Origin of the sequence: Arthrobacter sp. FW306-06-A (assembly GCF_021870055.1) — a bacterium.
Classification (GTDB): Bacteria; Actinomycetota; Actinomycetes; order Actinomycetales; family Micrococcaceae; genus Arthrobacter.
On record NZ_CP084552.1, the window covers coordinates 1088524 to 1112401 of the forward strand.

Here is a 23878-nt window from a genome sequence, read left to right on the forward strand (position 1 = left end):
GCTTTCAGGCGATCAGTCCGCGCTCGCGCAGGTCAGCCCACAACTCTGTCGGGACGCTTTGGGCGGCGAGGTCCAGGTTTTGCTTCACCTGCGCCGGCGTCCGCATGCCAAGGACGACGCTTGTCACGGCGGGGTGCTGGTACGGGTAGTGGAGGGCGGCCGCCGGCAGGGTGGTCCCGTGCGATTCGCAGATGTCCGCCAGCAGGTTCGCCCTGTCCAGCAGTTCCTGCGGGGCAGGTGCGTAGTTGTAGGTGGCGTTGGCGGCTGGGCGTTCCTTGGACAGCAGCCCGGAATTGAAGACGCCGACATTCACCACGCCGACGCCGCGTTCCACGCACGCCGGGAGCAGGTCCCGTGCCGCGCCTTGCTCCAGCAGTGTGTACCTTCCGGCAAGCATGATCACATCGATGTCCGTCTCGGTGACGAACCGGTGGAGCATTTCGGACTGGTTCATGCCGGCACCCCAGGCGCCGATCACCCCTTCGTCGCGGAGCGCGGACAGGGCCGGGGCCGCGCCTTCAACGGCCTCGGTCCAGTAGTCGTCCGGGTCATGGATGTAAACGATGTCGATCCGGTCGGTGCCCAGCCGTTGCAGGCTTTCCTCTATAGAGCGCAGCACTCCGTCCCGTGAGTAATCGCGGACCCGGTGGACATTGTCAGGCACGTCGAAGCCCTCCGTGTCCTTGCCTCGGGGCGACGGGTTGGGCCGCAGCAGCCGCCCAATCTTCGTGCTGAGCACATAGCTGTCGCGGTCCTTCCCTGCCAGCGCGGCACCCAGGCGCCGTTCGGAAAGTCCCAGCCCGTAGTGCGGCGCGGTGTCGAAATAGCGCACCCCGCCCTCCCAAGCCGCGGTGACGGCGTCGACCGCTTCCTGTTCGGGTACCTCCCGGTAGAGATTGCCGATCGGTGCCCCGCCGAAGCCGAGCACCGGCAGCTGGACGTCAGTACCGGGAATGGTGCGGGTTTCTGCGCGCATGTCAGTCCTTCTCCTCTTCTGGGCTTGCCTGTTCTGCTGCCGTTTCCAGCCTGTAGACGCAGACTGCGGTCTCCTGCGCAACCTTGCTGCGTTCGCCCTCCGACGCGCCCGCCATCGCGTGCTCCACCGTGGTGATCCAGTCAAGGTAAGCACCGGGGTGTGACAGGGAGACAGGGAAGTCGCTGCCGACCATGCAGCGCTCCGCCCCGAAGAGAGCCAGCGTTTCCTGGATGAACGGCAGTGCCTGGGGAGCCAGGGCACGCTCCGGGTCAGCTTCTGCGCCGGCACCGGAGATTTTGACGACGACGTTGCCGCACCGGGCCAGCTCCTGCATGCCGTTGCGCCAGGCGGTGAGCTCTCCGCTGGCAATGGGCGGCTTGCCCATGTGGTCCAGCACGATCGCGAGGCCGGGCACGCGGCGGGCGAATTCGGCCAGCGCTGCAAGCTGCCACCAGCGGACACACGCGTCGAAAACCAGCCCGGCGCCGGCAACCTGCCGTGCTCCCGCCAAGGTGTCAGGGTGCAGCATAAAGGGTTCGTCCCGGTCCTGGAACAGCTGCCGCACGCCGCGGACCAGGGGCCGTTCCAGAAGTTGGCCAAGGTCCTTCTCCACGGCTTCGCCCTTGCTGATGGGGGCAAACGCCACGATCCCGGCCAGCTGGGGCCAGTCCGTCCGAATGCCCGACACCCAGTCCACTTCCTTCAGTGCCTGGTCATCACGGCAGTCGGCCTGCACGAAGACGGCGCCCCGCGTGTTGTAACCGTCGTACGGAAGATCCGTCGGCAGGAAAGGCTTGTTCAGGGCCGGAGCCTCGGCCAGCCAGGCGTAGTCCAGCACGGCCGGATCCCAGACGTGGACGTGTGAGTCAACCACCTGCAGTGAAGGCACCTTCATCAGGCCGTGCCGTCGGGCCGCACGCCGATGGTGAGCAGCAGATTGGCGTAGTGCCGGGTGTCGCCGCTGGCAATGACGACGGCGACGTTGGGCGAGCGTGCGGCGTCATAGAACTCGAAGCGCTGATGGGACGTGATGGGGACTTCCGTGCCCAACGTCCGTTCGTAGCCCTTGACGGCCTCCGTCCAGTTTCCGTCCGGCGGGGTCATCACTGCCGCGGCCTCCAGGGGGACGGCGTCGACCAGGACTTCGAGGATCTGGTCAATCGTCAGCAGGCCGGGCCGCAGGTTCAGGGCAATGCGACGGGCCGATGCGGCTGCTCCGGTGTTGTGCGGGTAGTTGGCGTCGGCAACAAGGATCTGCGAGCCGTGGCCGGATTTCGCGAGAGCGGCCAGCAGTCCCGGATGGGTCAGGGTGTAGTTGATCATGCCTGCGCCCCAAGCCGTGCACTTGCGAAGGCAACCTGGCCGGGTTGGTTGCCCGCCCGCCAGGCCTGTTCCGCCTGGCCGCTGTGGGTTCCTGACCAGTAGCTGCCATAGGGAAAGGCATATTCCTGCAGCGTCTCCTGCTTGAGTTCGGCCGAATATCCAGGATTTGCCGGCATCACGTAGGCGCCGTCCTTGATGATGCACGGGTCCACGAAATGCTCATGCAGATGATCGACGAACTCGGTCACCCGCCCCGTCAGGTCACCTGACACCGCGATGAAGTCGAAGATTGAGAGGTGCTGGACCAGCTCACACAGACCCACCCCGCCGGCGTGCGGGCACACCGGAATGCCGAACTTGGCCGCCATCAGCTGGACTGCGAGTACTTCGTTTACACTGGCGAGCCGACAGGCATCGAGCTGGCAGTAGTCAATCGCGCCGGCCTGGAAGAGCTGCTTGAAGAGCACGCGGTTCATGCCGTGTTCGCCCGTGGCCACTCCGATGGGCTGTACAGCCCTGCGGATCTCGGCGTGCCCCAGGACATCATCGGGACTGGTTGGCTCCTCGATCCACAGGGGGCTGAATTCGGCCAGTTGCTTCACCCAGTCGATAGCCTGCGGAACATCCCACACCTGGTTCGCATCGATCATCAGGTTGGCGTCGGGACCGATCACCTCCCGTGCAATTGCGAGGCGGCGGATGTCATCCTCCACGGATGCGCCCACTTTGAGCTTGATGTGGCGGTAGCCCTGGTCCACAGCCTCCTGGCACAGCCGTCGGAGCTTCTCGTCGGAGTAGCCCAGCCAGCCGGCGGACGTGGTGTAGCAGGGGTAGCCGGTTTCAGTCAGTTGCCGGAGGCGCTCGTCCCTGGTGGGGGCAAGGCGCGTCAAGAGGCCCAGCGCTTCTTCCCGGGTGAGGGCGTCCGAAAGGTAGCTCAGGTCGGCGGCGTCAACAATTTGCTCCGGGGTCATGTCCGCCAGGAACCGCCACAGGGGCTTCCCTGCCTGTCGTGCAGCGAGGTCCCAGACGGCGTTCATCACTGCGCCGAGGGCCAGATGCTCCACGCCCTTGTCTGGTCCCAGCCAGCGCAGCTGGGAATCGCGCTTGAGCTCCCGGTATGTCTCCCCGAGGTGGAGTCCGATCTGGTCGGCGTCACGTCCCATGAGGAGCCGGGCCCTCAGTTCGATGGCGGCGGCGCAGATTTCGTTGCCGCGGCCGATGGTGAACGTGAACCCGCAGCCGTACAGTGTGGGGTCGTCTGTCCTCAGCACGATGTAGGCGGCGGAATAGTCGGCATCATGGTTCATGGCATCCGAGCCGTCCGCCGACAGCGACGTGGGAAACCGTACGTCAAACACATCGAATCCGGTGATCTTTGGCAAGCGATTCCCTCCGGTCCAGAAAGTCCAGGTGACTTCCCCGCGGTCACCTTTACATCTGATGAATTTTGGTCTTTTCCGTGACACTATAGGACGCAGCCCGGTTTTCCAACCAATAGATCGGATGAAAGTGTATGAATGATAGATCCGCAGGAGGCGTCGGGGCAGTGGACCTCGTGTCCGGCGGCCCTATGTCGCAAACCGACGTCGTGATCACCGGTGTAAAGCACATGCTCTCTTCCGGTCGGCTGCGGCCGGGGGACCGGCTGCCCGTTGAAAAAGACCTTGCTGCGGAGTTGCAGGTGTCTCGTGGGTCCCTGCGTGAAGGGGTCCGTGCCCTGTCCACCATGGGGATCCTGGAAACCAGACAGGGTGCCGGTACTTTCGTCACCACCCTGGAGCCCTCTGCCCTACTGTCCGCCCTGGAATTCTGGGTGGGCCTACAGGATGGAGAACGGGCCAACCAGGTGCATACAGTGCGACGCGCGCTTGAGACCGAGGCCGCTGCTGCAGCCGCCGTTTCCATTACCGAGCAGCAACTGGAGCAGGCTGGGCACATCCTGGATCGGGCACACGCCGCCATTCATGCCAAACCCGTCGATCATGACGTAGCCATGCAATGCGATCTTGAGTTTCATCGGCTGATCGCGGAGTCATCCAGGAACCATGTGCTGTCCGCCCTAATTGAAACGGTCTCCACCACGACAGTCCGCGGACGGATGTGGCGGTCAATCCATGATGCTGCCGGACTGCGGACTACCCATGGCGAGCATCTGGGCATTTTGGAAGCACTGAGGCGGCACGATGCTGACCGTGCCCGGACCAGAATGGCTAACCATCTGTATGCCGTGGAGGACTACGTCACGGCCATCCCGGACCGCGAACTCCAGAATCCTGCCGTCACGACGAATGTCCACAGCACACCAAGAGTTGGAGTGAAAAATGACTGACAGCACGGCCACGCCTGAAGAGTGGGACAACCTATCCCGGCCAGTCCCGGAGTGGTTCCAGAATTCCCCCTTCGGCATCTTCATTCACTGGGGCGCCTACTCCGTCCCCGCCTGGGCGGAGCCGATCGGCGCCCTTGGCACCATAGATGATCACGAGTGGTTCAAGCACAACCCTTACGCCGAGTGGTACTACAACACCATCCGCATTCACGGCAGCCCTGCCCAGCAGCACCACCAGGAAGAGTTTGGGGGCGAGGACTATGACGCCTTCCTGGACCAGTGGAAGGCCGAACAGTTCGATCCGGCGGACTGGGTGGAGCTGTTCAAATCCGCCGGAGCTGATTACGTGGTTCCCACCACGAAGCACCACGATGGCATTGCCCTCTGGGACGCCCCGGGCACGGGGGAGCGGAACACGGTCCACCGTGGTCCCCGCAAGGACCTGATCGGCGAGATTGCCCGTGCCGTGGAGGACAAGGGGCTGAAGCTGGGCCTGTACTACTCCGGTGGCCTGGACTGGCACGTGCGCCCCTTCCCGCCGCACACCACCAGCGAAAGCGTCCACGATACGTCCCGCCCCAAGGACGCCGGCTACGCGGAGTACGCCTACAACCACGTAGTGGACCTGGTGGACAAGTACCGTCCCCACGTCCTGTGGAACGACATTGAATGGCCCGACGCCGGCAAGCACTTTGGCGAGCATGGGCTGGGAACGCTGTTTGAGCACTTCTACTCCGCTGTTCCGGACGGGGTCGTCAACGACCGTTGGGGCGCTACCCACCAGGATTACGGCACCAGCGAGTACGAAGCCGCCAGGGAAAACGAGTCCGAATCCGAGTGGGAGAACTGCAGGGGCATCGGATTCTCCTTCGGCTACAACCAGGTGGAAGGCCCGGAGCAGTCGTTGACGGGCCAACAGTTGGCCCGCCACCTGACGGACGTCGTATCCCGTGGCGGCCACTTCCTGTTGAATGTCGGTCCGCGGGCTGACGGCACCATCCCCGAAATCCAGCGCAATGCCCTGACCGACCTCGGAAAGTGGATGGCCACCGCCAAGCAGTACCTCGTGGGGGCCCGCCCGCTTCAGGACGGTCCGGGGGCAAGCGGCGGTGACTCCTGGATCCGCTGGGTGGACCGCGGAACGGAGGTGGTGGCCTTCGTTGACTCGCTGGACGACGGAACGGAAGCCGCCTTGAAGCTGGACGCGGGCGGGTTCGACGTGGCGCGGGCATCGGTGGAGGGGCCCGGCGGAACTGTCGAGGCCGCTGCAGATGGACTCAAAGTCACCCTGTCACCCGACCGGCCCGGCCCTGCCATCGTCCGCATTCCCCGGACGTAGTCCCGGAAGTACCTCCACGACGGCGGCCGTCCCACCTCGGGGCGGCCGCCGCCGTCGCGCCTTCCACGTATGCCCGTGCCTTTTACGTGTACATCAGCGAGCCGGGCGTGGTGAGCTTCTCGCCGGTCTCCAGCCACGTCTTCAGGCCGGACAGGATCATCGGCCAACCGCCGTAGAGCTGTTCGTTGGCGCCTTCTCGCAAGTCGCTGTGGGTGACGGTGAGGTGGCAGGAATCGCCCACCGGCTCGATTTCCCAGGTGATTTTGGACGTGCCCTCAGCCTTAACGTCCTCGCCCCATAGCGCCCGCATGGTCTGGACCAGTCGGCGGGGCGGGTCCACCTCAAGGTTCTCGCCTTCGCCCAGCGCTGCCCCTGCCTTCGGGTTGCCCATGACAAACCGGCCGCCGGGGGACCAGTCGGCCTCAAGGGTGTTGCCGAACTGGTACTTGCTGCGGATGTCGCTGTCCGTGATGGCTTCCCAGAGCCGTTCGGGCGTGGTCTTGATGTAAATCTCAAAGATCTTTTCCATGGGACTTTCCAATCTGGATTTGAGGTCGCTGAGGGCAGCGGCCCATGGTTCTGCATATTTGCTGACCCAGCGGTCGTGGACCAGCCGGATGGGAACCGGATTCAGGAAGTGCAGCTTCTCCCGTCCGCGACGACGGGTCACCACAAGCCCGGCGTCCTCCAGGATGCGGAGGTGCTTGGCGATCCCGAACCGGGTCATGTCGAACCGTGCCTCAAGTGCGCTCAGGGTCTGGCCGTCCTCGCGGAACAGCTCATCGAGCAGGTCCCGGCGGGTGGGGTCGGAGAGTGCCTTGAACACGTCGTCCATGGCAGCAATGATAGGTGACCAATTGGTCACCTATCAAGGGTTTTTCGAGGCGAACTCAGTTTCGGGAGGCCAGGTTCCTGTCGCGCTCCTCGAAGACCTCCTCACCCGGTCCGGAGAAGGCGCGCGACCGCTCCACCGCCTCAATGGAACCGGTGAACAGCTGCGACTCGTGCGGATCGGCTGCGCGGGAACCCGCGGCAGCGGGGGACCCCAGCCCGCGCAGTGGTGACCGGCGCCGGTTGCCCGTGCCGCCGTCGTCCGCTGGATTCCTGTCCGCTGCCTGCTCCCAGCGCTGGTGCGGCAGGGCCTCCGGGTGGTTCTGCTGGAGGAAGGTGACCATGGTTTCGCGCACCAGGCAGCGCAGGTCGAAGAGCGCGGCGCTGTCCCCGGCGCTCACCAGGATCCGGACGCGGACGAACCCGCCGGTGGCATCGGTAATCTGCAGGACTCCCACGCGTTCGTCCCACAGCTCGGTGCCGGCCAGGGCCCGGCGAAGCTCGGTGCGCATGTCCTCCACGGGGGGAGCCAGTCGAGGTCGAACTCCACGGTTCCCATCACCTCGGACTGGCGGCGGGTCCAGTTCTCGAACGGCGTGGTGGTGAAGTAGGTCGAGGGCAGGATCAGCCGGCGGTCATCCCAAAGATGCACCACCACGTAGGTGAGCGTGATTTCCTCGATCCGGCCCCATTCCTTCTGCACCACCACCACGTCGTCCACGCGGATGGCGTCGGTGAAGGCCAGCTGCATACCGGCGAAGACGTTCACCAGGGACGTCTGTGCGGCCAGGCCGGCGACGATGGAGATCACGCCGGCGGATGCCAGCAGTCCGGCACCGAGCGCCTGGATGGCGGGGAAGGTCAGCATGGTACTGCCGAGGGCGAGCACCACCACCAGCGCCACGGCAATCCGGCGGGCCAGGATCATCTGCGTGCGAAGCCGCCGCGCCCGCCGGTTGTCCGCCACGTCCACGCTGTGCCGGTTCAGCACCACGGCCTCAACGATCAGCAGCACCGCAATGACCAGCCAGGCGAGGGCACCGATGAGGGCAATCAGCAGGAAATGGTCGACGGCGGCGTGCCAGCTTTCGCTTCCCACCGTCAGGCCCAGCGCAGTGCGGACGCCCACAAGGCACAGCGCCAGCCGCAGCGGCTGGCGGGCCACCCGGGAGGTGGCCTGCAGCTCAGGCCGTTTCCGGTTCAGGCGGAGGACCACCTTGCGGAGCAGCCAGGACAGTGCGAGTCCGGCCAGCACCGCCAAGGCCACGGCGATAAAGGGCAGGGCGGGGTTCAGGACATCTAGCATCTCTTAACGTTTATCAAGCCGTTGCCGGGCCGTCGAAATCGGGGGACTGCCGTGGCGTGTCCACTGCCGCCGCTAGGGCCCCAGGGGCAGGAGGAGCAGGGCCAGCAGGGCTGGAACCGTGGCGGCGAGGGTCCCCGGAACGCTCTCCCACTTCCTGGGGTAATGCCCCTGGAGGTCTGCCAGCAGCATGGTGGGCGCGGTGAGGACCATGTTGGCGCAGCAGTAGGCCACCAGTGTGTAACCCACCACGAGCTGGCCCGAGTTGGCGGCGACCACCCCGGCGATGACGCCCAGCGCGATCACCAGGTTTTTGTACCCGGTGGGAATGGCCCACATCATCACGGCGGACACATTCTCGGGCGGTGTGCTCAGGAACTTCTGCGCCCACCGGCTGCGTCGAAGAAGGAAGCTCTCCACCGGAAACACGAAGATATAGATGAGTGCGGCGAGTACCGCGAAGATCTGTGCTGCGGTGTTCATGCTTCGAAGATTAGGAGCGGCGCCGCTGTTGCTCCATCCCCACGGAAGGGGATTGCCGGGCACTGCCGCTCAGCGGTGCCGACCGCAGGGGCCCCAACCGAGTCCCCTTCGGGAAGAACGCGGGTACCCTTGGGCGCATGCAGAAGATATCGATCGACGCGCTGGCCCGGCAGCAGCTCGAGGCTGCTCTCGCCTCCACCAACGGCCGTGCTGCTGACACCGTCTACGGCGGGCATGAGAAGATCCTCCGGCAGACCGTCATGGCCATGAAAGCCGGAACACAGCTCAGCGAGCACCAGAACCCCGGGGACGCCACGGTCTTCGTGATCCAGGGCTGCGTGAGCCTCAAGGCCTCCGGGGAGTCCTGGCAGGGCAAGACCGGCGACCTGCTGATTGTCCCGCCCGGCCTGCACAGCCTGCACGCCGAAGAGGACTGCACCTTCCTGTTCACGGTGGCAAAGTACCGCGACTGACCCGGTCCGGCAGCTCCCACCACGTGCTGTTAGCGCGCTGGAGCCCGTTTATTTCCGGGTCCGGCGGCTGGGGCCGGCTTGTCCACGGTGTTGCCTCCAGCCGGTCCTCCGCTTGCTGCCCGGCCAGGGGGATCCGGCCTCGCGGCTCCCGGCTCTCCTGCTGCTGGAGGTTGTGCTGGTGGTCCCGGCGCGTCTGACGCCGGTCCCTTGGCAGGGCCTTTTGCCACACCGGGCAGGGGAACGGCCTCCTGGGCGCCGGGGTCGGGTTGGCCGGTTGCAGCCGGGTCGGCTGGCCCTTCAACCTCCCCGGGTCCCGCCTGCGAAGGGTAAGTTTCCGGTGCCTGGCCAGGCACGTAAACGGGCGGAGTGCTGGGCGTAGGGGCTTGCGGGAAAACACGTACGACGGCGGGTGGCGGGCTGGTTGCCTCCGGTTCCGGTCCCGGAACGGGCAAGGGAGCGGCGGGCGACGGTGGGGTGAACCACCCCAATACGGTGCTGATGCTTCCCTCAGCTCCACGCCGGAGATCCCCGTCTCCCGCCGCGGCGCCGCCCGCGATACCAAACGACGCGGCCACCGCCAGCGTGGTGAGCACCACCCGCTTTTTCTTTCGGAGCTTGCCAGTTTCCAGGCGGACCACGCCTGTCGTTTCCGACGCAGCCAGTAGTGCCATGAGCCGTGGGGACGGCGCGGGGACATCGGAAACCTTGAGCTCCCGGACCTGAAGCAGCACATCCCGGAGATACGGATCGTCGGTGAGGCCAGCCTCTTCCAGCAGTTCCTGGACAGCGCGTTCGTCATCCAGCCTGCGTTCCTGCCTTGAGTGCTCTTTCCCTGTCATGACCGGTCCTCCCGTAATGAGGTGCGGAGCTTGCGCAGCCGGCAGAGCGCCCGGCGCTGCAGTTGTTTGATGGCCCCCGGTGTCTTGCCCATGATTTCCGCCGTCGTTTCCACCGAAAGGTCAGCCACGATCCTCAGCGCAATCACCTCCTGCTGGTCCTGCTGCAAATCGTTTAGCAGTGCTTTGACGTTGCCTGAGTTTTCCACCGCCAGAAGTTCATCTTCTGCCGAGCTGCTGCACCGCGGGTCCTGGGCGGGGTCGTAATCGGTGGTCTGGGGCGCTTTGAGCCTCCGCCGGTGCTCGTCCACATAGCGTGCGTGCGCGATGGAGAAGACCAGGGATTTGACTCCCTTCACCCCGCCGTGGACATCGCCGAGCTGCGGATAGAGGGCAAGGAAGACCTCCTGGGTCAGGCCCTCGGGATCCTCGACGCCGCGGGCACGGAGGTAGCTGAGCACCCCGGGTGAAAATTCACGGTAGGCAGCACAGAAACGGCTTTCGTCCGTCTGGCCGGTCCGCTCTGCCTCGTGCTCAATCCTCTGCATCCGCCCCCCTGCGGCAGATTCGCTTGCAGCAATCGCCGGATGGGTGGTTGCGCCGGAACATTCAAAGTCCCGGCGCAACCGCACATCGCCGGCAGGCTACCGATGTCCGCCGTGCTTGGCGCCATTGCCGGCGGCCTGGTGGCCGCCGCCGTTCCAGGCGGGTGCAGCCTGGCGCTGCTCCTTTACCTGCTGTTGTTGCACCTGGCCCTGCTCGGTGGTTGCAGTCTCATCGCTGCCGTCCTCGCCGCCTCGGGGAGCAGCAACAGTGGCGCAATAGGCGCCAACGCTGCCTTCCCCGCCGGCTGCCTGGACCAGGGCTGCGTAGGCCGTGGACGTCGTTCCGAGGCCGCCATTGGTGAACGCGTTGCACAGGCCAAAGGCGGCAGGGCCGAAAGCGTCAGGTCCTGCCGGCGTGGATGTCTGTGACGGTTCAGGGTCTGCCGTTTCCGTAGGGGCGGGCTCCGGCGACTCCGTTTCCGTCGCCGTTGGTGTCGGGTCCGGAGCCTCCGTCTCGGTTTCCGTGGGAGTCGGCTCCGGGGATTCGGTTTCCGTCGCGGTGGGGCTTGGCGACGGTGATTCAGTTTCGGTTGCCGTGGGGCTCGGCGACGGCGATTCCGTTTCCGCAAGGACGGACGGCGTGTCCGGCGATGATTCTGCCATCGCGGCAACTCCCGTTCCGCCGACCGCGAGCGCGCCTGCCGCCAGCACGGTCATGGCGAGCTTGTTGCCTGAAAAGGTGAAGAAAGACATGAGACCCTCCGTTGACGAATTTTGCGATTGCGTTCAACTTCCGCGGAGTTGCCCCCGCACTTAATGAATCGAAATCCAGGTCATGGAGGTTACGGGTTTCCAAGAATCTCGTGACTAATTTGTCATAATTCTTACCATCGATTGCTCCGTACTTGTCGTTCTGAAGGCTGAAAACGACATCTACGGAGCAGTCGATGCAGGTGCCCGGGCAAGCTTGCGAAGGCCAGGAGACCCTGGGGAGCAGTCGATGCGGGGGCTAGGCGGGATCCTCGACTTTGTCGTTGATGGGGCGGGGCTCCAGCCAGATCCGCTCCCGCGGGCCCGGAGGGTAGGCGTACCTCTTCCCGGCAAGGGTGATGACGAACGCCGCCACCACCGGGATCGCCGCGGCGGCCGGAACCAGCAGCGGTCCGCCAACCACCAGGGCGGCCGAACCGTAGAGGGCGCCGACGGTGATGCCCAACTGGATGGTGAGGACAGTGAGTCCGTTGGCTGCCTCGCTGTACTCGCCGCCTGCACGCAGGATCGCGGACTGGTTGTAGATACCGATGGCGCCCAGGCCGGCACCCCAGACAGTCATCAACACCAGGGCGACGGGAAGGTTCCCCACGGCCAGGGGCAGGAGGAACATCGATGCGGCGATTGCCGCCGTCGTCAGCAACAGCGAACGCCGGGGACGGGAATCCACCGTGAGCCCGGCGATCCAGATGCCCAGCAGGCCGGACCCGCCCAGAACGGTGAGGGAGAGGCTGGTGGCGTAGTCCGGCAGGTTCGCTTCACGGATGAACGGCGCGATGTACGTGAACAGGGCAAAGTGGGCCAGCACCAGCAGCGGCCAGGCGACCGCCACTGATTTCACGCCGGGCTGGCCGATCGCCTTACGCAGGGAGGGGCGGGCGGCGTCGCTGATGCGTTGGACGCGGGGGAGCAGCCAGAATGCCAGAACGGTCAGGACCACGCCGAACCCGGCGAGCACCATGAACGCGGCACGCCAGCCCAGGAACCCGCCCAGCGCCGTCCCCACCGGTGCTCCGATGGCCAGGCCCAGGCTGTTGCCGCTGAACACGATGGCCAGGGCCTTGCCTACCTTGTCCGCCGGCACCACCCGTGACACGAACGGTGCCATGGTGGTCCAGAGCAATCCGTGCGCCAGGCCACCCACCAGTCTGGCGATCATCGCGGAGGTGAAGTCCGGCGCCAGTCCCACCAGTGCGTTGCTGAGCGCGAATGTCAGGACCAGACCCACCAGCAGGGCGTGCCGCGGGATCTTCCCCAGCAGACGCGCCGCCGGTACCACCGTGACCACAATGACGGCGGCGTAGGCCGCAGCCAGGTATCCGGCTACCGGCTCGGACACGCCCAAGCCGGTGCTGATCTGTGGCAGCAGCCCGGACGGGAGGAGCTCGGTGGTGATGGCAGTAAACGCGATGGTGGCAAGGACCACCATCGCGGCGTAGGGAAAACGGGTAGGGGACGGCGCGGAAATCGCGGAAGACATGGGGGTGCGGTCCATTCAAGGGGGAGGGCTTGGAATGCGGCTCGGCTCGCCGGACAATTCCTCCATTAAATTTACCGGACCAAAAGGCCTGTCACAGACGTGACACGGTACCCCGTCACTGCTTCACGCGGCCCTGTTTTATGGTGAAGGAGACGGAGCTTGGAGCATCTGCCGGTAGGTTAGTTTGTGGAACTTCAACGCCCGATACGAGAAGCCGGGCCCGGAACCCTGGAGGCCGCATGAGCACCCGTCGCCCTGCACAAAACACCAAGCTGATGGTCGCCGCATGAGCGCCCGGTTGCGCGTGTGCCTGCCCGATCAAAGGCTCATTGACGCGCTCGAGCCGATTGACGGCGTCGAGTTTGTCCGCTGGGACCTGACGGAGCCGGCACCGGAAGGGCGGTTTGACCTGCTGGTTCCGGCCTATATGGGCAAGCCGATGGCGCTCGCCGCATTGGAAGGAGTCGACGTCGGCCTGGTGCAGAGCCAGTCCATCGGGTACGACGGCGTCGCCTCGGTCTTGCCGGCAGGCGTCACGTTCGCCAACGCGGCCGGAGTGCATGAGACGTCGACGGCGGAGCTCGCCGTGGGCATGATGGTGGCCTCCCAGCGTGGGATCCCGGACTTTGTCCGGAACCAGGAGACCGGGACCTGGGACAATAGCCAGCGCCCCAGCCTGGCAGACCGGCGCGTGCTGCTGGTTGGCTACGGGGGAGTCGGCAAGGCCGTCGAGGCAAGGCTCCTGCCGTTCGAAACCGAGGTCACCCGCGTGGCCAGCCGGGAGCGGGAAGACGAACGCGGAACCATTTACGGGATCGATGCGCTCTACGAGCAGTTGCCCCTGCACGAGATCGTGGTGGTCAGTGTTCCCCTGAGTGAGCAGACCGAAAAGCTGGTGGACGCCAAGTTCCTGGCGGCCATGCCGGACGGGGCCTTGCTGGTCAACGTGGCCCGCGGTCCCGTAGCGGACACCGATGCCCTGCTCGCCGAGGCCTCGACCGGCCGCCTCCGGGTTGCTTTGGACGTGACCGATCCGGAACCGCTGCCGGCCGACCATCCGCTGTGGACCACCCCCGGCGTGCTCATCACCCCGCACGTGGGCGGCGCCAGCTCTGCCATGTTCCCCCGGATGGTCCGGCTGCTCCGGAAGCAGATCGGGCTGCTGCTCGAAGGCAAGGACCCGGTAAACGTCGTCCTTCCGTAACGAAGGTCTTCAGTGTGGTGGCTCCCGATCCTATGCTGGGGCCATGTCCGCTTTTGAAGTCCGCCGTACTGCTGTGATTCCTGCTGCTCCGGAGGAGGTCTTTCCGCTGGTCAACAACTTCCATGAATGGGCGGCCTGGTCCCCGTGGGAAACGATTGATCCCTCCATGAACCGGCGTTACTTCGGCAGCCAGGCCGGAGAGGGCGCGGGGTATGAGTGGCGGGGCAACCGTAAGGCGGGCAGCGGCACCATGGAGATCACCGAATCCATACCCGCCAGCCTGATCCGGATCCGGCTCCAGTTCACCAGGCCGTTCAAGGCACTGAATCCCACGACGTTCAGCTTCACCCCCGTGGACACGGGTACGGAGGTGACCTGGCGGATGACGGGGGAGAACAAGGGCCTGGGCAAGGTGTTCGCCCTGTTCATGGACATGGACAAGATGGTGGGTGCCGACTATGAGCGGGGGCTGGCAGCGCTGGCATCTGCGGTGGCGGCCAGGAAGGGCTGACGCTTTCGATGGGCGTGGTGGACGACGCACTGGCCGGGATGCACGAACCTGACCGCGGCTGCCTGCAACACATGGTCGGCGTTGCCCGGTCCCTGGCTCCTGACGCTACTGAGGGCATGAGCTACGGGATGCCCGCCCTGAAGTTGGACGGAAAGCCGCTTTTCGCGGTGGCGGTTGCCGCAACGCACCTTTCCATCTTTCCGTTCTCGGGCAACGTCGTTGAGGCGGTGGCGGACCGGCTTGAAGGCTTTTCGCTGTCCAAAGGCACCATCCGCTTCTCCGCCGGCCACCCTGTTCCTGAGGACGTGGTGAAGGACATCGTGCGGCTTCGAATCGCCGAAATCCGCAAGTAGGGGAAGAGCTGACAGCGTCGGCGGGACTTATGGACCTTCTCCCCGGACTTGGCAGTTCCTAAGGTAAGGCCATGGCTGACACTCTTGCATCCCTTGCCGAGTCCTTTAAGAACATGGGCGTTACCCGCGCCTATGGAACCCCTGTGAACCTGGGTGGCGAGGAAATCGTGCCCGTCGCGCTGGTGTCCTTCGGCTTCGGCGGTGGCACGGAATCAGAAGAAGGGGCGTCCGGGGGAGGAGGTGGCGGCTTCGTTGTGCCGCTCGGCGTCTACCGCACGGTGAACGGAAAACCGGCCTTCCGCCCCAACACCATAGCTGCCCTGGTATGCCTGGTTCCCCTTGTCTCGGCGGCGGGTTCTGCGGTGCGCAAGGCCGTCCGCGCGGCACGAAAATAGCCGCCGGACCCGGCTGCAGCCCCAAAAAAATCCCCTATTTCGCCCCGCGGTTTTCGGTTCCATAATGGCTTCGTAGACTTCGGGGACCCCGCGTTCGATGGCTGCTGCCACCGCTTCAAAGCGGGGTTTCGGGTGGCCGCCCGGCAGTCGGCGGGAAGGACGGCCACGAGGTCCGGCGAGGGCCGGGCCGTCTTCGGGGGAGAGCAACGCCATCACACCGCAAGGAGGTTTGTTGTCATGCTCAAAGATAAGGAACTCATGGCTGTTCTGCCTGCCAAGGACATTGACCGGGCCAGGGAGTTTTACCGGGACAAGCTGGGCCTTGAACCGGCACAGACCATCGAAAACGAGAATCTGATCTACCGGTGCGGCAAGGGAACGGGGTTCCTGCTGTACCGGACGGACAACGCAGGTTCCGCCAAGAACACCCAGATGTCCTGGGGCGTCGATGATGTGGAAAAGGAAGTGGAAGAACTGCGGGCTCGCGGCGTGGTCTTTGAGGACTACGACATGCCGGGCCTGAAGACCGAGAACGGCATCGCCACCATGGAAGGCATGGGCAAGGGTGCCTGGTTCATGGACAGCGAGGGCAATATCCTCAACATTTCCTCGATTCCGTCTTGACGGCCGGGGCCTGCAGTTGCAGGCTCAGCCCAGAGAAGTACGACGCCGGCACGTGCCGCCCAAGCACCCGCACCCGGGTGCGTGGCAGCGGCAGGCCGGCGCCGCCGTCGTAAGCGGTGCAAAGGAAAGGAAGGGCAATGGGCGGGGACGAAGCGGTGCCTGATGCGAAGGGCGTTGCGGTGGAGTTGCTGGCAACTGTCGACCTTGGCGGCGAGATCGATGGCATGGAAGGCCGTCAGTTGCGGATGAGGATGATAACCATCGAACCGGGGGGCGTCTTCGGCCCGCTCCATGACCATAAGGGCCGGCCCGGGACCGTCTACGTCCTGCAGGGGACTGTCACGGAGCACCGGGACGGCGCTGTCAACGAGTATGGGCCCGGTGTGGGCTGGAAGGAGGACCGGCACACTACCCACTGGTTGGAGAACAAGGGAACAACCCCGGTGGTCGAAATCTCGGTGGACATCGTGGGGAAGAGCCCGTCATAAATCCACGGCTTGTAGAAATGGGTGGCGTGACCGCCCTCTTCTCGTTATCTTGTCCCTACCCGTGGTTGAGCAGTCAGCTGGCAAGTCACTCATGAGAGCTGCTGATGAACGCTGCAGGCCAACCGCCTACCGGAAAAATCCGACCCGCTACCACCGCAAAAGGCAGGGGATTCCATGCCTTCCGGCGTTGGCCGCTCGTTCCGGCCGCCGACCTGCTCCTGCTGCGGCATGCACTGGAGCAGTCCACCCCTTCGGATGGACCCGGCCCCGCTAATCAACTCCTGCTTTCTGTCAACGAGGAAATCGCCCGCCGCGCAGCGCTCCTGCCGGCATCGGGGGACTAAGGTCGGTCAGCTGCCCGGCCCTTGCACCGCGGGCTCGCGCCGACCCAAGGCCAGGCGGAGCGCGCCCCGAAGGGTGAGCCGGTTCCGCCTGGTGACCGCGACAACGGCGGCGATGCCTGCGAGCAGCACCACGATGCCGCCCACCGCGACGGACCAACGGGCCCCGAACTGGCTTCCGATCCAGCCGACCAGCGGTGAACCTATGGCGGTGCCGCCCTGGAGGATGGCCAGGTACAGGGCCAGTACACGGCCGCGGAATCGCGGCTCCACCGAGAGTTGAATGCTGGTGTTGCAGCTGTTCAGGAAGGTAATGGACGCCAAGCCCACGGGAATCAGGATGGCGGCGTAAACCCAGAACGTTGGCGCAATGCTGCCCAGGATGGTGAAGATTCCCAGTCCCAGTGCCCCGCCCAGCAGGAACCGCAGCCGGGGTCCGGAGCGGCGTGCCGCCAGGAGGGCTCCGGCCAGCGTGCCCACGGCCATGATCGAGCCGAGGAGCCCGAATTCACTTGGGCCCATGCTGAATTCAGTGGTGGCCATCAACGAGTTGATGACGGGAAAATTCATGCCGAACGCGCCCAGGATGCCCACCAGGACCATGATCAGCATCAGGTCCGGCCTGCGGCGCACGTACCTGACGCCTTCGGCCACCTGGTGCTTGTTGCGCTCTCCCTTTGGGGCGGGGGCGGGTTGGGTGACACGGATCCGGAACAGCGAAACCAGGACGGCAGCGAAGCTGGCGGCGTTGAGCAGGAACACCGGGCCGGTGCCCACCCAAGCGATGAGGACGCCGGCGATAGCCGGGCCTGTGAGCCTGGCGGTGTTGAATGATGCCGAGTTCAGGGCCACCGCGTTGGAGATGTTTTCCTGGCCCACCAGTTCGGAAACAAAGGCCTGCCGCGCGGGGGCATCCACCGCGCTGGCCAGGCCGAGGCAGAACGCCGCCACATAGGCATGCCACAGCTGGGCGGTGCCGGTGACCACCAGGAGCCCGATGGCGAGGCCGGTGAACCCCATGGCCAGCTGCGTCCACATGAGAATAATGCGCTTGCGGTAGCGGTCCGCCAGCACGCCGCCGTAGGGGCCGAACAGCAGCATGGGCAGGAACTGCAGGCCCGTGGTGAGGCCGACGGCGGCACCCGAGTGGTCGGTGAGGACGGTCAGCACCAGCCAGTCCTGTGCCACCCGCTGCATCCAGGTGCCGATGTTGGAGACAATCGCACCGCTGGCCCAAATGCGGTAGTTGGGGTTTTCGAGGGCCCGGAACATTGCGCTCACTTGCCGCTCATTTCCTGCATGATGCGGGCTGCGCGGCTGAGGATGAGCCGGTCTTCCTCGCTGAGGCCCGCCACGCGTTGGGCCAGCCAGGCGGTCCGCTGGCTCCGTGCCTCTTCCAAAACTGTCCTGCCGGCGTCGGTGATGTCCACACGGACCTGCCTGCCGTCGTCGGGATCGGCGCTTCTGGTGACGAAGCCCTGGTCCGCCAGCGCGTTGACGATCCTGGTCATGGATGGTGCCTGGACGTGCTCGCTTTTGGCCAGGTCCCGCAGCGTGCTGGGGCCGTTGCCGTTCAGGAGGGCGAGGACGGTGTACTGGCCGGGGGTGATGGCGTCGCCGGTGGCCTCGACGCGGAGCCGGCGCGAAGTGCGCATCACGGCGGTGCGGAGATCGATGGCGAGCGTGTCGGGAGCGGTGGGGTCGACGGTTGCGGTGTTTTTGCTTTGGGTGGGTGGCATGTAAGCGGGTGCGCCTCCTGCGGGACGTTCCTTAGCAATGCTAATTAGTTCTGCTAACTATTATGCTTCGCTTGCTTACCAAAGGGCAATAGGGGGCAGCGTGGGCTTGGCAACATATTCCGGCAGAATGGGACCCGTGACTGGGGGAAGAACTGACGCGGGCCGCGGATCGAAGTTGTCGTGGAAAGGGATAGTGAACCTGGCGGTGACCGTCCTGGTCCTCTGCCTGGGTCCAATCCTCATCGTCGTGGGCAGCCTGATGATCAACGCTGATGAGGAGCTCGCGCGGACGGGTTCGCAGGCGACCGGAACGATCGTGGATTTCGACGATGTCACCAAGGCTTCCCAGCGGCGGATCACCGTGGATTTTACGACGGCGGATGGGTCGCCTCACCGGACATTCGCGGCCGTGGAACATGACCAACACCCCGTAGTTGGCGGCGACGCAACGGTGCTTTATGCCGAAGACGATCCGAGCCAGGCCATTGTGGCGGGGTACGAGAGTGACGGTGTGTGGTTCCGTGGTGTGGGCGTTCTCCTGACGATGATCTTCGGTGCCATTGGGGTCCTGGCTGCCGTCCTGCGTGGAGTTTCCGCCGTGCGCGGCCGTTTCCGGAGGCGGGCAACGAAGGGAGTCGGGTGACCCCGGCCTGGTAGTGCCCTTCGGCCTGGCCGCGCCCGTCCGACCGGCGTAAGCTCGGCTCCACTATGACCGAGCAGCAGCCCTATGAGTTGGTCCGGCGCTATCCGCACTTTGAACTGCGCCGTTACCCGGACTATGTCGTGGCCGAGGTGACGGTGACAGCCAGCTTTGACCGCGCCGGCAACGCCGCCTTCCGGTATCTCTTCAACTACATCAGCGGCAACAACACTGCCCGGCAGAAACTGGCCATGACCGCCCCCGTGTTGCAGGAGCCGCGGTTGGGCCCGCAGAAGCTGGCCATGACCGCCCCGGTGCTCCAAAGCGGTCCGCTGCCCGGTTCCGGACAGCCTGCTGAATTCACGGTGGCCTTTGTGCTCCCGGCGGGCGTGACGGCTGAAACCGCCCCTGCACCCACCGACCCAAAGGTCAGGGTGCGCGGGGTGCCGGGTTCCCTCGCCGCAGTAGTGGGATTCTCTGGCGGCGGCTCCGACTCTGCGTTTGAGAAGCGCAACAAAGGTCTGCAGGCCGCCCTTACGCTGGCGGGACTGACGCCGGTGGGGCCGCCCCGGTTCGCCCGCTTCGACCCGCCGTTCAAGCCGTGGTTCCTGCGCCACAACGAAGTCGTCCAGGACGTGCGGGAGGCTGGGGCGGATTCTTCCTAGGCCTTGTGGGCGTCCCGGATGTGCTGCTGCGTCTGTCCCTGCATCACCCAACGGTTGCCATCCGGGTCGCTGAAGTAGGCGAAGAGGACGCCGCCGAGGTCCTGGATCTCACTGATATCTGCGCCGCGCCGGACCAGCTCGCTTCGGACTGCAGCGATGTCGGGAACCACCAGCTGCAGTCCTTCCAGGCTGCCCGGCGTCATGGTGGTCATCCCGGTGCCGATGACCACCGATGCGGCCGAGCCCGGGGGAGTCAGTTGGACCACGCGCATGCCGGGGATGTGCTCCACGTCGTGGTCCAGGATGAAGCCCAGCTTTTCTGTGTAGAACGCTTTGGACCTGTCGACGTCGGACACCGGGACCTGGACAACTTCAAGGCGCATTTGCATGCGGGCCACTTTATCCCTGCTTTTTGCTGCGGGGAATGGCAGCCACATGTGGGGCATCGCCGTCGTGAACATCGCGGTTAATTGTTAAGCCCCGAATGCCAATTGCGACACCTTTCCTCAAGGTCGCATCAAGACTGGCTGAATGTTCGCCGAGTATCGCAGCCGCGCAGCTTTCCAGCCTCGCAGGACGCATAGGCTCCTCGGTGATGAGTTTTGCCAGGCTTAGCAGCAGGCCCGGCAAATGAAGGGGCATCAGCAATTGTCGCCCCTCATAAACGGGGAATGAATGTCCGACTACGAAACCCTTCCCGGGTTTGCCTCTTTCGCGCCGGCACCGAAGCCGCCGCGGAAACCCCGCGCTTCAACTTTTATTGTTGGCGCTATTACCGCCTTGTTCATGCTCCTCGGAGCAGCAAGCGGCGGATTCGGCGCTGCCTTGGTCGTCCTGGCCATTTCACTCGCACTCACCGGCCTGTATGTCCTCCTCACGGGACGCCGCTCGTGGGCTTGGCTTCCAGCGAACCGGAAGGCCGGCGCTGTCGCTGTCGTTGCGTCGCTGGCACTCTTCATTGGTGGTGCCGTCGCCCTGCCGCGTGTTGCCAGCGCGGACCTTGAGGCGGCATCGTCGGAGAGCACGGCCAAGGCAGCCCCGGCGAAGGCAAGCCCCACCGCAACACCCAAGGTGTCGCCGTCGTCCGCGCCAACTCCCACCGCGCAGGAAACCGGGGAACCGCTGGACCCGGAGAATCCGTACGTCCTTGCCGCCGGCGTCACTGCCACGGCGCCGAACGCGCAGCCGGCCTATGCCACCAAAGCAATGGATGTGCTGGCGACCCTTCCCATCAAGGGCCGGGCCCCAAAGACGGGGTATGACAGGGCGCGGTTCGGCCAAGCGTGGGCGGACGTTGACCGCAACGGCTGCGATACCCGCAACGACATCCTCAAGCGCGACCTCACCGGCATCACGTACACGAACAGTGTGCCGTGCAAGGTGCAGTCCGGCACCCTCGCGGATCCCTACACGGGCACCACCATCAGCTTTGTTCGGGGCTCCGGCACCAGCAGCGCCGTGCAGATCGATCACGTAGTGGCGCTCAGCGATGCGTGGCAAAAGGGCGCCCAGCAGCTGACCCCGGAACAGCGGACGGCGTTTGCGAATGACCCGCTGAACCTGCAGGCCACCGATGGGCCCACCAACATCAAGAAGGGCGACGGCGACGCGGCCACCTGGCTGCCACCGAACAAGGGCTTCCGGTGCGAGTACGTGGCGCGCCAGATCTCCGTGAAGGCGACGTACTCGCTGTGGGTCACCCAGGCCGAACACGACGCTATGGCCCGGATCCTGGGCGACTGCGCTGGCCAGTTGGCCCCGACAAACCAGCAGGCTGCGGCTCCGGCCCCTGTTGCGGCTGAACCTGCACCTGCGGCAGTTGCGCCGGCACCTGCGCCTGTTGCCCCGGTTCCCGCGCCGGCGGCCGTTGCGCCTGCACCGGCCCCGGCCGCTCCGGCACCTGCTGCGCCTGCTCCGGCACCTGCTGCTGCCTACTACGCGAACTGCAGTGCGGCGAGGGCCGCAGGAGCTGCACCGATCTACGCCGGCCAGCCGGGCTACCGCCCCGCGCTGGATCGCGACTCCGACGGTGTCGCCTGCGAGTAAGCCAGTCTTTCCCGGAATACCCGGGCGAAATTTTCATCACCATCACACGCATTCCTAGGGGGAAAAGTGAAAGCAAGTACAGTTCCTGCAGTTGGCAGGTTGAAGAAGACGCTGGCCCTTGCCGTGCTGGCCGGTCTCATGCTGACCGGTTGCGGCGGCAAGCAGGCGGCTACGCAGCCGACAGCAACGGCAACGGCAACGGCCGTTTCGCAAACAACGGAGACAGTCGTGGTCCCGGCCGTGGTGAACCTGACCCTGGACAAGGCCAAGGACCAGTTGGAAAAGCTTGGTTTCAAGGTTGAGGCCGTGGACAGCGTCAAGGGTAAGTCGATCATCGTCAAGAGCAATTGGCAGGTGGTTACCCAGGATCCTGCCAACGGTGCGCAGGCGGAAAAGGGATCCACAGTGCACTTGGGCGTCAAGAGCCTGGACGACGTTGCCGCGGAGAAAGCCACCAGCGAAAAGGCTGAGGCTGATAAGGCCGCTGCGGAACAGGCAGCAGCCGCGAAGGCTGCAGCTAATAAGGCTGCTGCGGACAAAGCTATTGCAGACAAGGCGGCCGCCGACAAGGCCGCGGCCGACCAGGCTGCCGCGGCAAAAGCCGCAGCGGATCAAGCCGCACGGGACGCAGCTGCAAGGGCAGCCGCCGAGCAAGCGGCTGCGGCGCAGAAGGCCGCACAGGGACCTGCTCAGGCACCCGCCCCGGCAGGGGGCGTTACACCCGGTGCTTTTTGTTCACCCGCGGGTGCAGTCGGGCTGAGTGCCAAGGGAGCCACGTACACCTGCAAACCGTCGGCTACAGATTCACGTTCGCGCTGGCGTCAGTAGTTACCCCAGGGACGAGCCGTGGATGCTTCCTGTTCTGGTGGGAACATCCGCGGCTCGTCTCGTTAGAGGGTCATCCCCGGCGACCTTGGTCCGTGTGGGCAGTGACCCGTTGCCCTCGGCACCCGCCTCGCGGCCCGCGGAGGTTTCGCCTGCGGGCTCCCCAACAGGCGCTCCTACATTCGTCCCGGGGTCAGGTCCGCGTCGACATTAGGATCGTTGCCGCCGGCTTCCTGCTCACTCGACGGGGCTGGCTTCTGCTTTGACGCCTGGGCCGAGCGCCAGACGGCCGCCCCTGCCGCCAGGGCAGCGAGCCCGAGAATCCACAACCACACCTTGGCGGCGGGCCGTCGTGTCTGTACTGGCGCCGGCACAGACACTTTCGGGCCGACGCGCTTCAGCTGTTCCTGCACCCGGGGCGTGAGAGTCTCTACTCCTCCGGCCAGCTCATCCGCCAGCCGCCGCAACATGGCTTGGAGGCGCGGGGAGGCAGTCTCAATGCCAGTATCCAGCCCGGCCACTGCTCTCTGGAGCGCAGCCTGGACGCCCGGCGTGGCCCATTCCCTGCCCCTCGACAACTGAGTCAGGAGGTTCTCGGAGAGACGATGGATCCGCTCGGTGTCGGTCATTGGTTCTGCTGTGCGCATGAATGCCTCCTTGATGTGATCGATGACGCCAGACTAGGGCGGGCGAAAGTGGGGAAACAGGGTCTTTGGAACCGGGACACGGCGGACGGGCAGGTCTTATCAGCCTCCATCGCGTTGGAAGCGTCGTACGGGACTTGGTCCTAGGGGGTCTGGGGACTATGCGAGGCTGCGAGGGCGCCGAGGTCACGGATCAGCCGCTGTACTTCATGTTCCCTGCGCATGGAAGCGGAATTCTGCTGGATGGCGCGAGGTCTTGCCAAGGGCTTCCTCGGCGGGGCAGGAAGAGGAACTCCACCCCTCGCACGCGGCACGACGGAGGCTTCCGCGTTGGCGTTCGGAATACCTGCGCCCATATGTCCCCCTTGGCTTGGTCCATTGGGGACGGTCCCCTGGCCATTGCCGTAGTGACACTCTAGGAACGTCAGGGATGACGCGAAAGGCACTCTGTCCGATATCGGGACTAATTGCCGCAATCTTGAGGTTCGCTCTGGCCGGACGTCTTTCCTGTTCCCGTGTCATGTGCGGAGCTGGCGGCGGCTGGGGGAGGCGTTCGTGGTCTCGGGCGAACACCTTCGCCGCCAGCTCCAGTCATCACTTTAGGTTCGAACCGTTTCCAACGGCTCGAGTAATCACTACGTGTTTCCCCTGGGAGGGCTACTTGGTCGTGGGCATAGACGGCGGGGTACGCCACCTGTGCCGGAGACCACACAG

General features: G+C 65.1%; 28 protein-coding genes. 13 read left to right on the plus strand and 15 right to left on the minus strand.

The genetic code is table 11. The features are described from left to right. Window positions 1-4: 4 nt before the first annotated feature. The 4 genes from LFT49_RS05175 to LFT49_RS05190 are packed head-to-tail and all read right to left on the minus strand — an operon-like array spanning window position 5 to window position 3681. Window positions 5-976 (minus strand): aldo/keto reductase, encoded by a 972-nt coding sequence (locus LFT49_RS05175; protein WP_237429937.1) that lies wholly within the window; start codon window positions 974-976, stop codon window positions 5-7. Between the two features lies 1 nt (window position 977). Further along, complete coding sequence (locus LFT49_RS05180; protein ID WP_237429938.1) at window positions 978-1850, minus strand: amidohydrolase family protein; 873 nt, start codon at window positions 1848-1850, stop codon at window positions 978-980. A 20-nt stretch (window positions 1851-1870) separates the two neighbouring features. Next, entirely contained in the window at window positions 1871-2299 is a 429-nt protein-coding gene (locus tag LFT49_RS05185) for an RbsD/FucU family protein (protein ID WP_237429939.1), read from the minus strand. Beyond that, on the minus strand, window positions 2296-3681 hold the full coding sequence (locus tag LFT49_RS05190) for an L-fuconate dehydratase (protein WP_237429940.1): 1386 nt from the start codon (window positions 3679-3681) through the stop codon (window positions 2296-2298). The genes LFT49_RS05185 and LFT49_RS05190 overlap by 4 nt, the downstream gene beginning before the upstream one ends. A gap of 131 nt (window positions 3682-3812) precedes the next feature. Here LFT49_RS05190 and LFT49_RS05195 point away from each other — a divergent pair, with 131 nt between their 5' ends. Then, window positions 3813-4628 (plus strand): FadR/GntR family transcriptional regulator, encoded by an 816-nt coding sequence (locus LFT49_RS05195; protein ID WP_237429941.1) that lies wholly within the window; start codon window positions 3813-3815, stop codon window positions 4626-4628. After that, window positions 4621-5967 carry an alpha-L-fucosidase gene (locus LFT49_RS05200; RefSeq protein WP_237429942.1) on the plus strand — a complete coding sequence of 449 codons (1347 nt, stop codon included), beginning with the start codon at window positions 4621-4623 and terminating at the stop codon, window positions 5965-5967. Before LFT49_RS05195 ends, LFT49_RS05200 begins: the two co-directional genes overlap by 8 nt. An 82-nt stretch (window positions 5968-6049) precedes the next feature. On the opposite strand, the gene LFT49_RS05205 is transcribed toward LFT49_RS05200, so the two are convergent. The 4 genes from LFT49_RS05205 to LFT49_RS05220 all read right to left on the minus strand — a co-directional run bounded on the left by LFT49_RS05205 (window position 6050) and on the right by LFT49_RS05220 (window position 8584). After that, a complete protein-coding gene (locus LFT49_RS05205; RefSeq protein ID WP_236821390.1) occupies window positions 6050-6802 on the minus strand; it encodes an ArsR/SmtB family transcription factor in 753 nt (250 codons plus the stop codon). A gap of 55 nt (window positions 6803-6857) precedes the next feature. Beyond that, on the minus strand, window positions 6858-7256 hold the full coding sequence (locus tag LFT49_RS05210; RefSeq protein ID WP_237429943.1) for a hypothetical protein: 399 nt from the start codon (window positions 7254-7256) through the stop codon (window positions 6858-6860). After that, on the minus strand, window positions 7196-8104 hold the full coding sequence (locus LFT49_RS05215; RefSeq protein WP_237429944.1) for a mechanosensitive ion channel family protein: 909 nt from the start codon (window positions 8102-8104) through the stop codon (window positions 7196-7198). The genes LFT49_RS05210 and LFT49_RS05215 overlap by 61 nt, the downstream gene beginning before the upstream one ends. 72 nt (window positions 8105-8176) lie before the next feature. Then, window positions 8177-8584 (minus strand): DUF1304 family protein, encoded by a 408-nt coding sequence (locus LFT49_RS05220; RefSeq protein ID WP_236801284.1) that lies wholly within the window; start codon window positions 8582-8584, stop codon window positions 8177-8179. A 137-nt stretch (window positions 8585-8721) separates the two neighbouring features. Between LFT49_RS05220 and LFT49_RS05225 the strand changes: the two genes are divergently transcribed. After that, window positions 8722-9057 (plus strand): cupin domain-containing protein, encoded by a 336-nt coding sequence (locus tag LFT49_RS05225; RefSeq protein WP_237429945.1) that lies wholly within the window; start codon window positions 8722-8724, stop codon window positions 9055-9057. Window positions 9058-9892: 835 nt separating this feature from the next. Here LFT49_RS05225 and LFT49_RS05230 read toward each other — a convergent pair. The 3 genes from LFT49_RS05230 to LFT49_RS05240 form a co-directional block, all read right to left on the minus strand. After that, a complete protein-coding gene (locus LFT49_RS05230; RefSeq protein ID WP_237429946.1) occupies window positions 9893-10441 on the minus strand; it encodes an RNA polymerase sigma factor in 549 nt (182 codons plus the stop codon). Window positions 10442-10537: 96 nt separating this feature from the next. Next, window positions 10538-11191, minus strand: a complete 654-nt coding sequence (locus tag LFT49_RS05235) for a hypothetical protein (RefSeq protein WP_237429947.1) — start codon at window positions 11189-11191, stop codon at window positions 10538-10540. A 256-nt stretch (window positions 11192-11447) separates the two neighbouring features. Beyond that, window positions 11448-12689 carry an MFS transporter gene (locus tag LFT49_RS05240; protein ID WP_236801288.1) on the minus strand — a complete coding sequence of 414 codons (1242 nt, stop codon included), beginning with the start codon at window positions 12687-12689 and terminating at the stop codon, window positions 11448-11450. A 286-nt stretch (window positions 12690-12975) separates the two neighbouring features. Here LFT49_RS05240 and LFT49_RS05245 point away from each other — a divergent pair, with 286 nt between their 5' ends. From LFT49_RS05245 to LFT49_RS05270, 6 genes are all read left to right on the plus strand, one after another. Continuing rightward, a complete protein-coding gene (locus LFT49_RS05245; RefSeq protein ID WP_237429948.1) occupies window positions 12976-13893 on the plus strand; it encodes a 2-hydroxyacid dehydrogenase in 918 nt (305 codons plus the stop codon). Window positions 13894-13936: 43 nt separating this feature from the next. Next, window positions 13937-14404, plus strand: coding sequence for an SRPBCC family protein (locus tag LFT49_RS05250; RefSeq protein ID WP_236801290.1), 468 nt, complete (start codon window positions 13937-13939; stop codon window positions 14402-14404). 8 nt (window positions 14405-14412) lie between these two features. Continuing rightward, on the plus strand, window positions 14413-14757 hold the full coding sequence (locus LFT49_RS05255; protein ID WP_236821406.1) for an iron chaperone: 345 nt from the start codon (window positions 14413-14415) through the stop codon (window positions 14755-14757). A gap of 71 nt (window positions 14758-14828) precedes the next feature. Beyond that, window positions 14829-15152: a hypothetical protein gene (locus LFT49_RS05260; protein ID WP_236801292.1), complete on the plus strand. Its 324-nt coding sequence runs from the start codon at window positions 14829-14831 to the stop codon at window positions 15150-15152. Window positions 15153-15389: 237 nt separating this feature from the next. After that, window positions 15390-15776 carry a VOC family protein gene (locus LFT49_RS05265; protein ID WP_236801293.1) on the plus strand — a complete coding sequence of 129 codons (387 nt, stop codon included), beginning with the start codon at window positions 15390-15392 and terminating at the stop codon, window positions 15774-15776. Between the two features lie 137 nt (window positions 15777-15913). Next, window positions 15914-16264: a cupin domain-containing protein gene (locus LFT49_RS05270; protein ID WP_237429949.1), complete on the plus strand. Its 351-nt coding sequence runs from the start codon at window positions 15914-15916 to the stop codon at window positions 16262-16264. Window positions 16265-16614: 350 nt separating this feature from the next. Here the strand turns inward: LFT49_RS05270 and LFT49_RS05275 are convergent, their stop codons facing one another. Both LFT49_RS05275 and LFT49_RS05280 read right to left on the minus strand, forming a co-directional pair. After that, a complete protein-coding gene (locus tag LFT49_RS05275) occupies window positions 16615-17886 on the minus strand; it encodes an MFS transporter (protein WP_237429950.1) in 1272 nt (423 codons plus the stop codon). After that, complete coding sequence (locus LFT49_RS05280; protein ID WP_237429951.1) at window positions 17883-18344, minus strand: MarR family winged helix-turn-helix transcriptional regulator; 462 nt, start codon at window positions 18342-18344, stop codon at window positions 17883-17885. Before LFT49_RS05280 ends, LFT49_RS05275 begins: the two co-directional genes overlap by 4 nt. 193 nt (window positions 18345-18537) lie before the next feature. Here LFT49_RS05280 and LFT49_RS05285 point away from each other — a divergent pair, with 193 nt between their 5' ends. Further along, the gene (locus LFT49_RS05285; RefSeq protein WP_236821410.1) at window positions 18538-18987 is read left to right on the plus strand and encodes a DUF3592 domain-containing protein; all 450 of its coding nucleotides are present in this window, start codon (window positions 18538-18540) and stop codon (window positions 18985-18987) included. Between the two features lie 65 nt (window positions 18988-19052). Continuing rightward, entirely contained in the window at window positions 19053-19649 is a 597-nt protein-coding gene (locus tag LFT49_RS05290) for an SOUL family heme-binding protein (RefSeq protein ID WP_237429952.1), read from the plus strand. Here LFT49_RS05290 and LFT49_RS05295 read toward each other — a convergent pair. After that, complete coding sequence (locus LFT49_RS05295) at window positions 19646-20038, minus strand: VOC family protein (RefSeq protein WP_236801299.1); 393 nt, start codon at window positions 20036-20038, stop codon at window positions 19646-19648. The two genes, LFT49_RS05290 and LFT49_RS05295, sit on opposite strands and share 4 nt — an antisense overlap. 397 nt (window positions 20039-20435) lie before the next feature. Between LFT49_RS05295 and LFT49_RS05300 the strand changes: the two genes are divergently transcribed. After that, the gene (locus tag LFT49_RS05300) at window positions 20436-21695 is read left to right on the plus strand and encodes a GmrSD restriction endonuclease domain-containing protein (RefSeq protein WP_237429953.1); all 1260 of its coding nucleotides are present in this window, start codon (window positions 20436-20438) and stop codon (window positions 21693-21695) included. Between the two features lie 66 nt (window positions 21696-21761). Further along, window positions 21762-22523 (plus strand): PASTA domain-containing protein, encoded by a 762-nt coding sequence (locus tag LFT49_RS05305; RefSeq protein ID WP_237429954.1) that lies wholly within the window; start codon window positions 21762-21764, stop codon window positions 22521-22523. 173 nt (window positions 22524-22696) lie between these two features. On the opposite strand, the gene LFT49_RS05310 is transcribed toward LFT49_RS05305, so the two are convergent. Beyond that, window positions 22697-23167 (minus strand): hypothetical protein, encoded by a 471-nt coding sequence (locus LFT49_RS05310; RefSeq protein WP_237429955.1) that lies wholly within the window; start codon window positions 23165-23167, stop codon window positions 22697-22699. Window positions 23168-23878: the final 711 nt, after the last annotated feature.

Bases quoted from the DNA above. Each gene is read 5' to 3' on its own strand.
- LFT49_RS05250 (WP_236801290.1), top strand. From the start codon at position 13,937: ATGTCCGCTTTTGAAGTCCGCCGTACTGCTGTGATTCCTGCTGCTCCG.
- LFT49_RS05220 (WP_236801284.1), bottom strand. From the start codon at position 8,584: ATGAACACCGCAGCACAGATCTTCGCGGTACTCGCCGCACTCATCTAT.
- LFT49_RS05300 (WP_237429953.1), top strand. From the start codon at position 20,436: ATGCTCCTCGGAGCAGCAAGCGGCGGATTCGGCGCTGCCTTGGTCGTC.
- LFT49_RS05290 (WP_237429952.1), top strand. From the start codon at position 19,053: ATGACCGAGCAGCAGCCCTATGAGTTGGTCCGGCGCTATCCGCACTTT.
- LFT49_RS05270 (WP_237429949.1), top strand. From the start codon at position 15,914: ATGGGCGGGGACGAAGCGGTGCCTGATGCGAAGGGCGTTGCGGTGGAG.
- LFT49_RS05260 (WP_236801292.1), top strand. From the start codon at position 14,829: ATGGCTGACACTCTTGCATCCCTTGCCGAGTCCTTTAAGAACATGGGC.
- LFT49_RS05255 (WP_236821406.1), top strand. From the start codon at position 14,413: ATGGGCGTGGTGGACGACGCACTGGCCGGGATGCACGAACCTGACCGC.
- LFT49_RS05245 (WP_237429948.1), top strand. From the start codon at position 12,976: ATGAGCGCCCGGTTGCGCGTGTGCCTGCCCGATCAAAGGCTCATTGAC.
- LFT49_RS05185 (WP_237429939.1), bottom strand. From the start codon at position 2,299: ATGATCAACTACACCCTGACCCATCCGGGACTGCTGGCCGCTCTCGCG.
- LFT49_RS05230 (WP_237429946.1), bottom strand. From the start codon at position 10,441: ATGCAGAGGATTGAGCACGAGGCAGAGCGGACCGGCCAGACGGACGAA.
- LFT49_RS05295 (WP_236801299.1), bottom strand. From the start codon at position 20,038: ATGCAAATGCGCCTTGAAGTTGTCCAGGTCCCGGTGTCCGACGTCGAC.
- LFT49_RS05310 (WP_237429955.1), bottom strand. From the start codon at position 23,167: ATGCGCACAGCAGAACCAATGACCGACACCGAGCGGATCCATCGTCTC.
- LFT49_RS05265 (WP_236801293.1), top strand. From the start codon at position 15,390: ATGCTCAAAGATAAGGAACTCATGGCTGTTCTGCCTGCCAAGGACATT.
- LFT49_RS05235 (WP_237429947.1), bottom strand. From the start codon at position 11,191: ATGTCTTTCTTCACCTTTTCAGGCAACAAGCTCGCCATGACCGTGCTG.
- LFT49_RS05215 (WP_237429944.1), bottom strand. From the start codon at position 8,104: ATGCTAGATGTCCTGAACCCCGCCCTGCCCTTTATCGCCGTGGCCTTG.
- LFT49_RS05175 (WP_237429937.1), bottom strand. From the start codon at position 976: ATGCGCGCAGAAACCCGCACCATTCCCGGTACTGACGTCCAGCTGCCG.
- LFT49_RS05195 (WP_237429941.1), top strand. From the start codon at position 3,813: ATGAATGATAGATCCGCAGGAGGCGTCGGGGCAGTGGACCTCGTGTCC.
- LFT49_RS05240 (WP_236801288.1), bottom strand. From the start codon at position 12,689: ATGTCTTCCGCGATTTCCGCGCCGTCCCCTACCCGTTTTCCCTACGCC.
- LFT49_RS05200 (WP_237429942.1), top strand. From the start codon at position 4,621: ATGACTGACAGCACGGCCACGCCTGAAGAGTGGGACAACCTATCCCGG.
- LFT49_RS05205 (WP_236821390.1), bottom strand. From the start codon at position 6,802: ATGGACGACGTGTTCAAGGCACTCTCCGACCCCACCCGCCGGGACCTG.
- LFT49_RS05280 (WP_237429951.1), bottom strand. From the start codon at position 18,344: ATGCCACCCACCCAAAGCAAAAACACCGCAACCGTCGACCCCACCGCT.
- LFT49_RS05225 (WP_237429945.1), top strand. From the start codon at position 8,722: ATGCAGAAGATATCGATCGACGCGCTGGCCCGGCAGCAGCTCGAGGCT.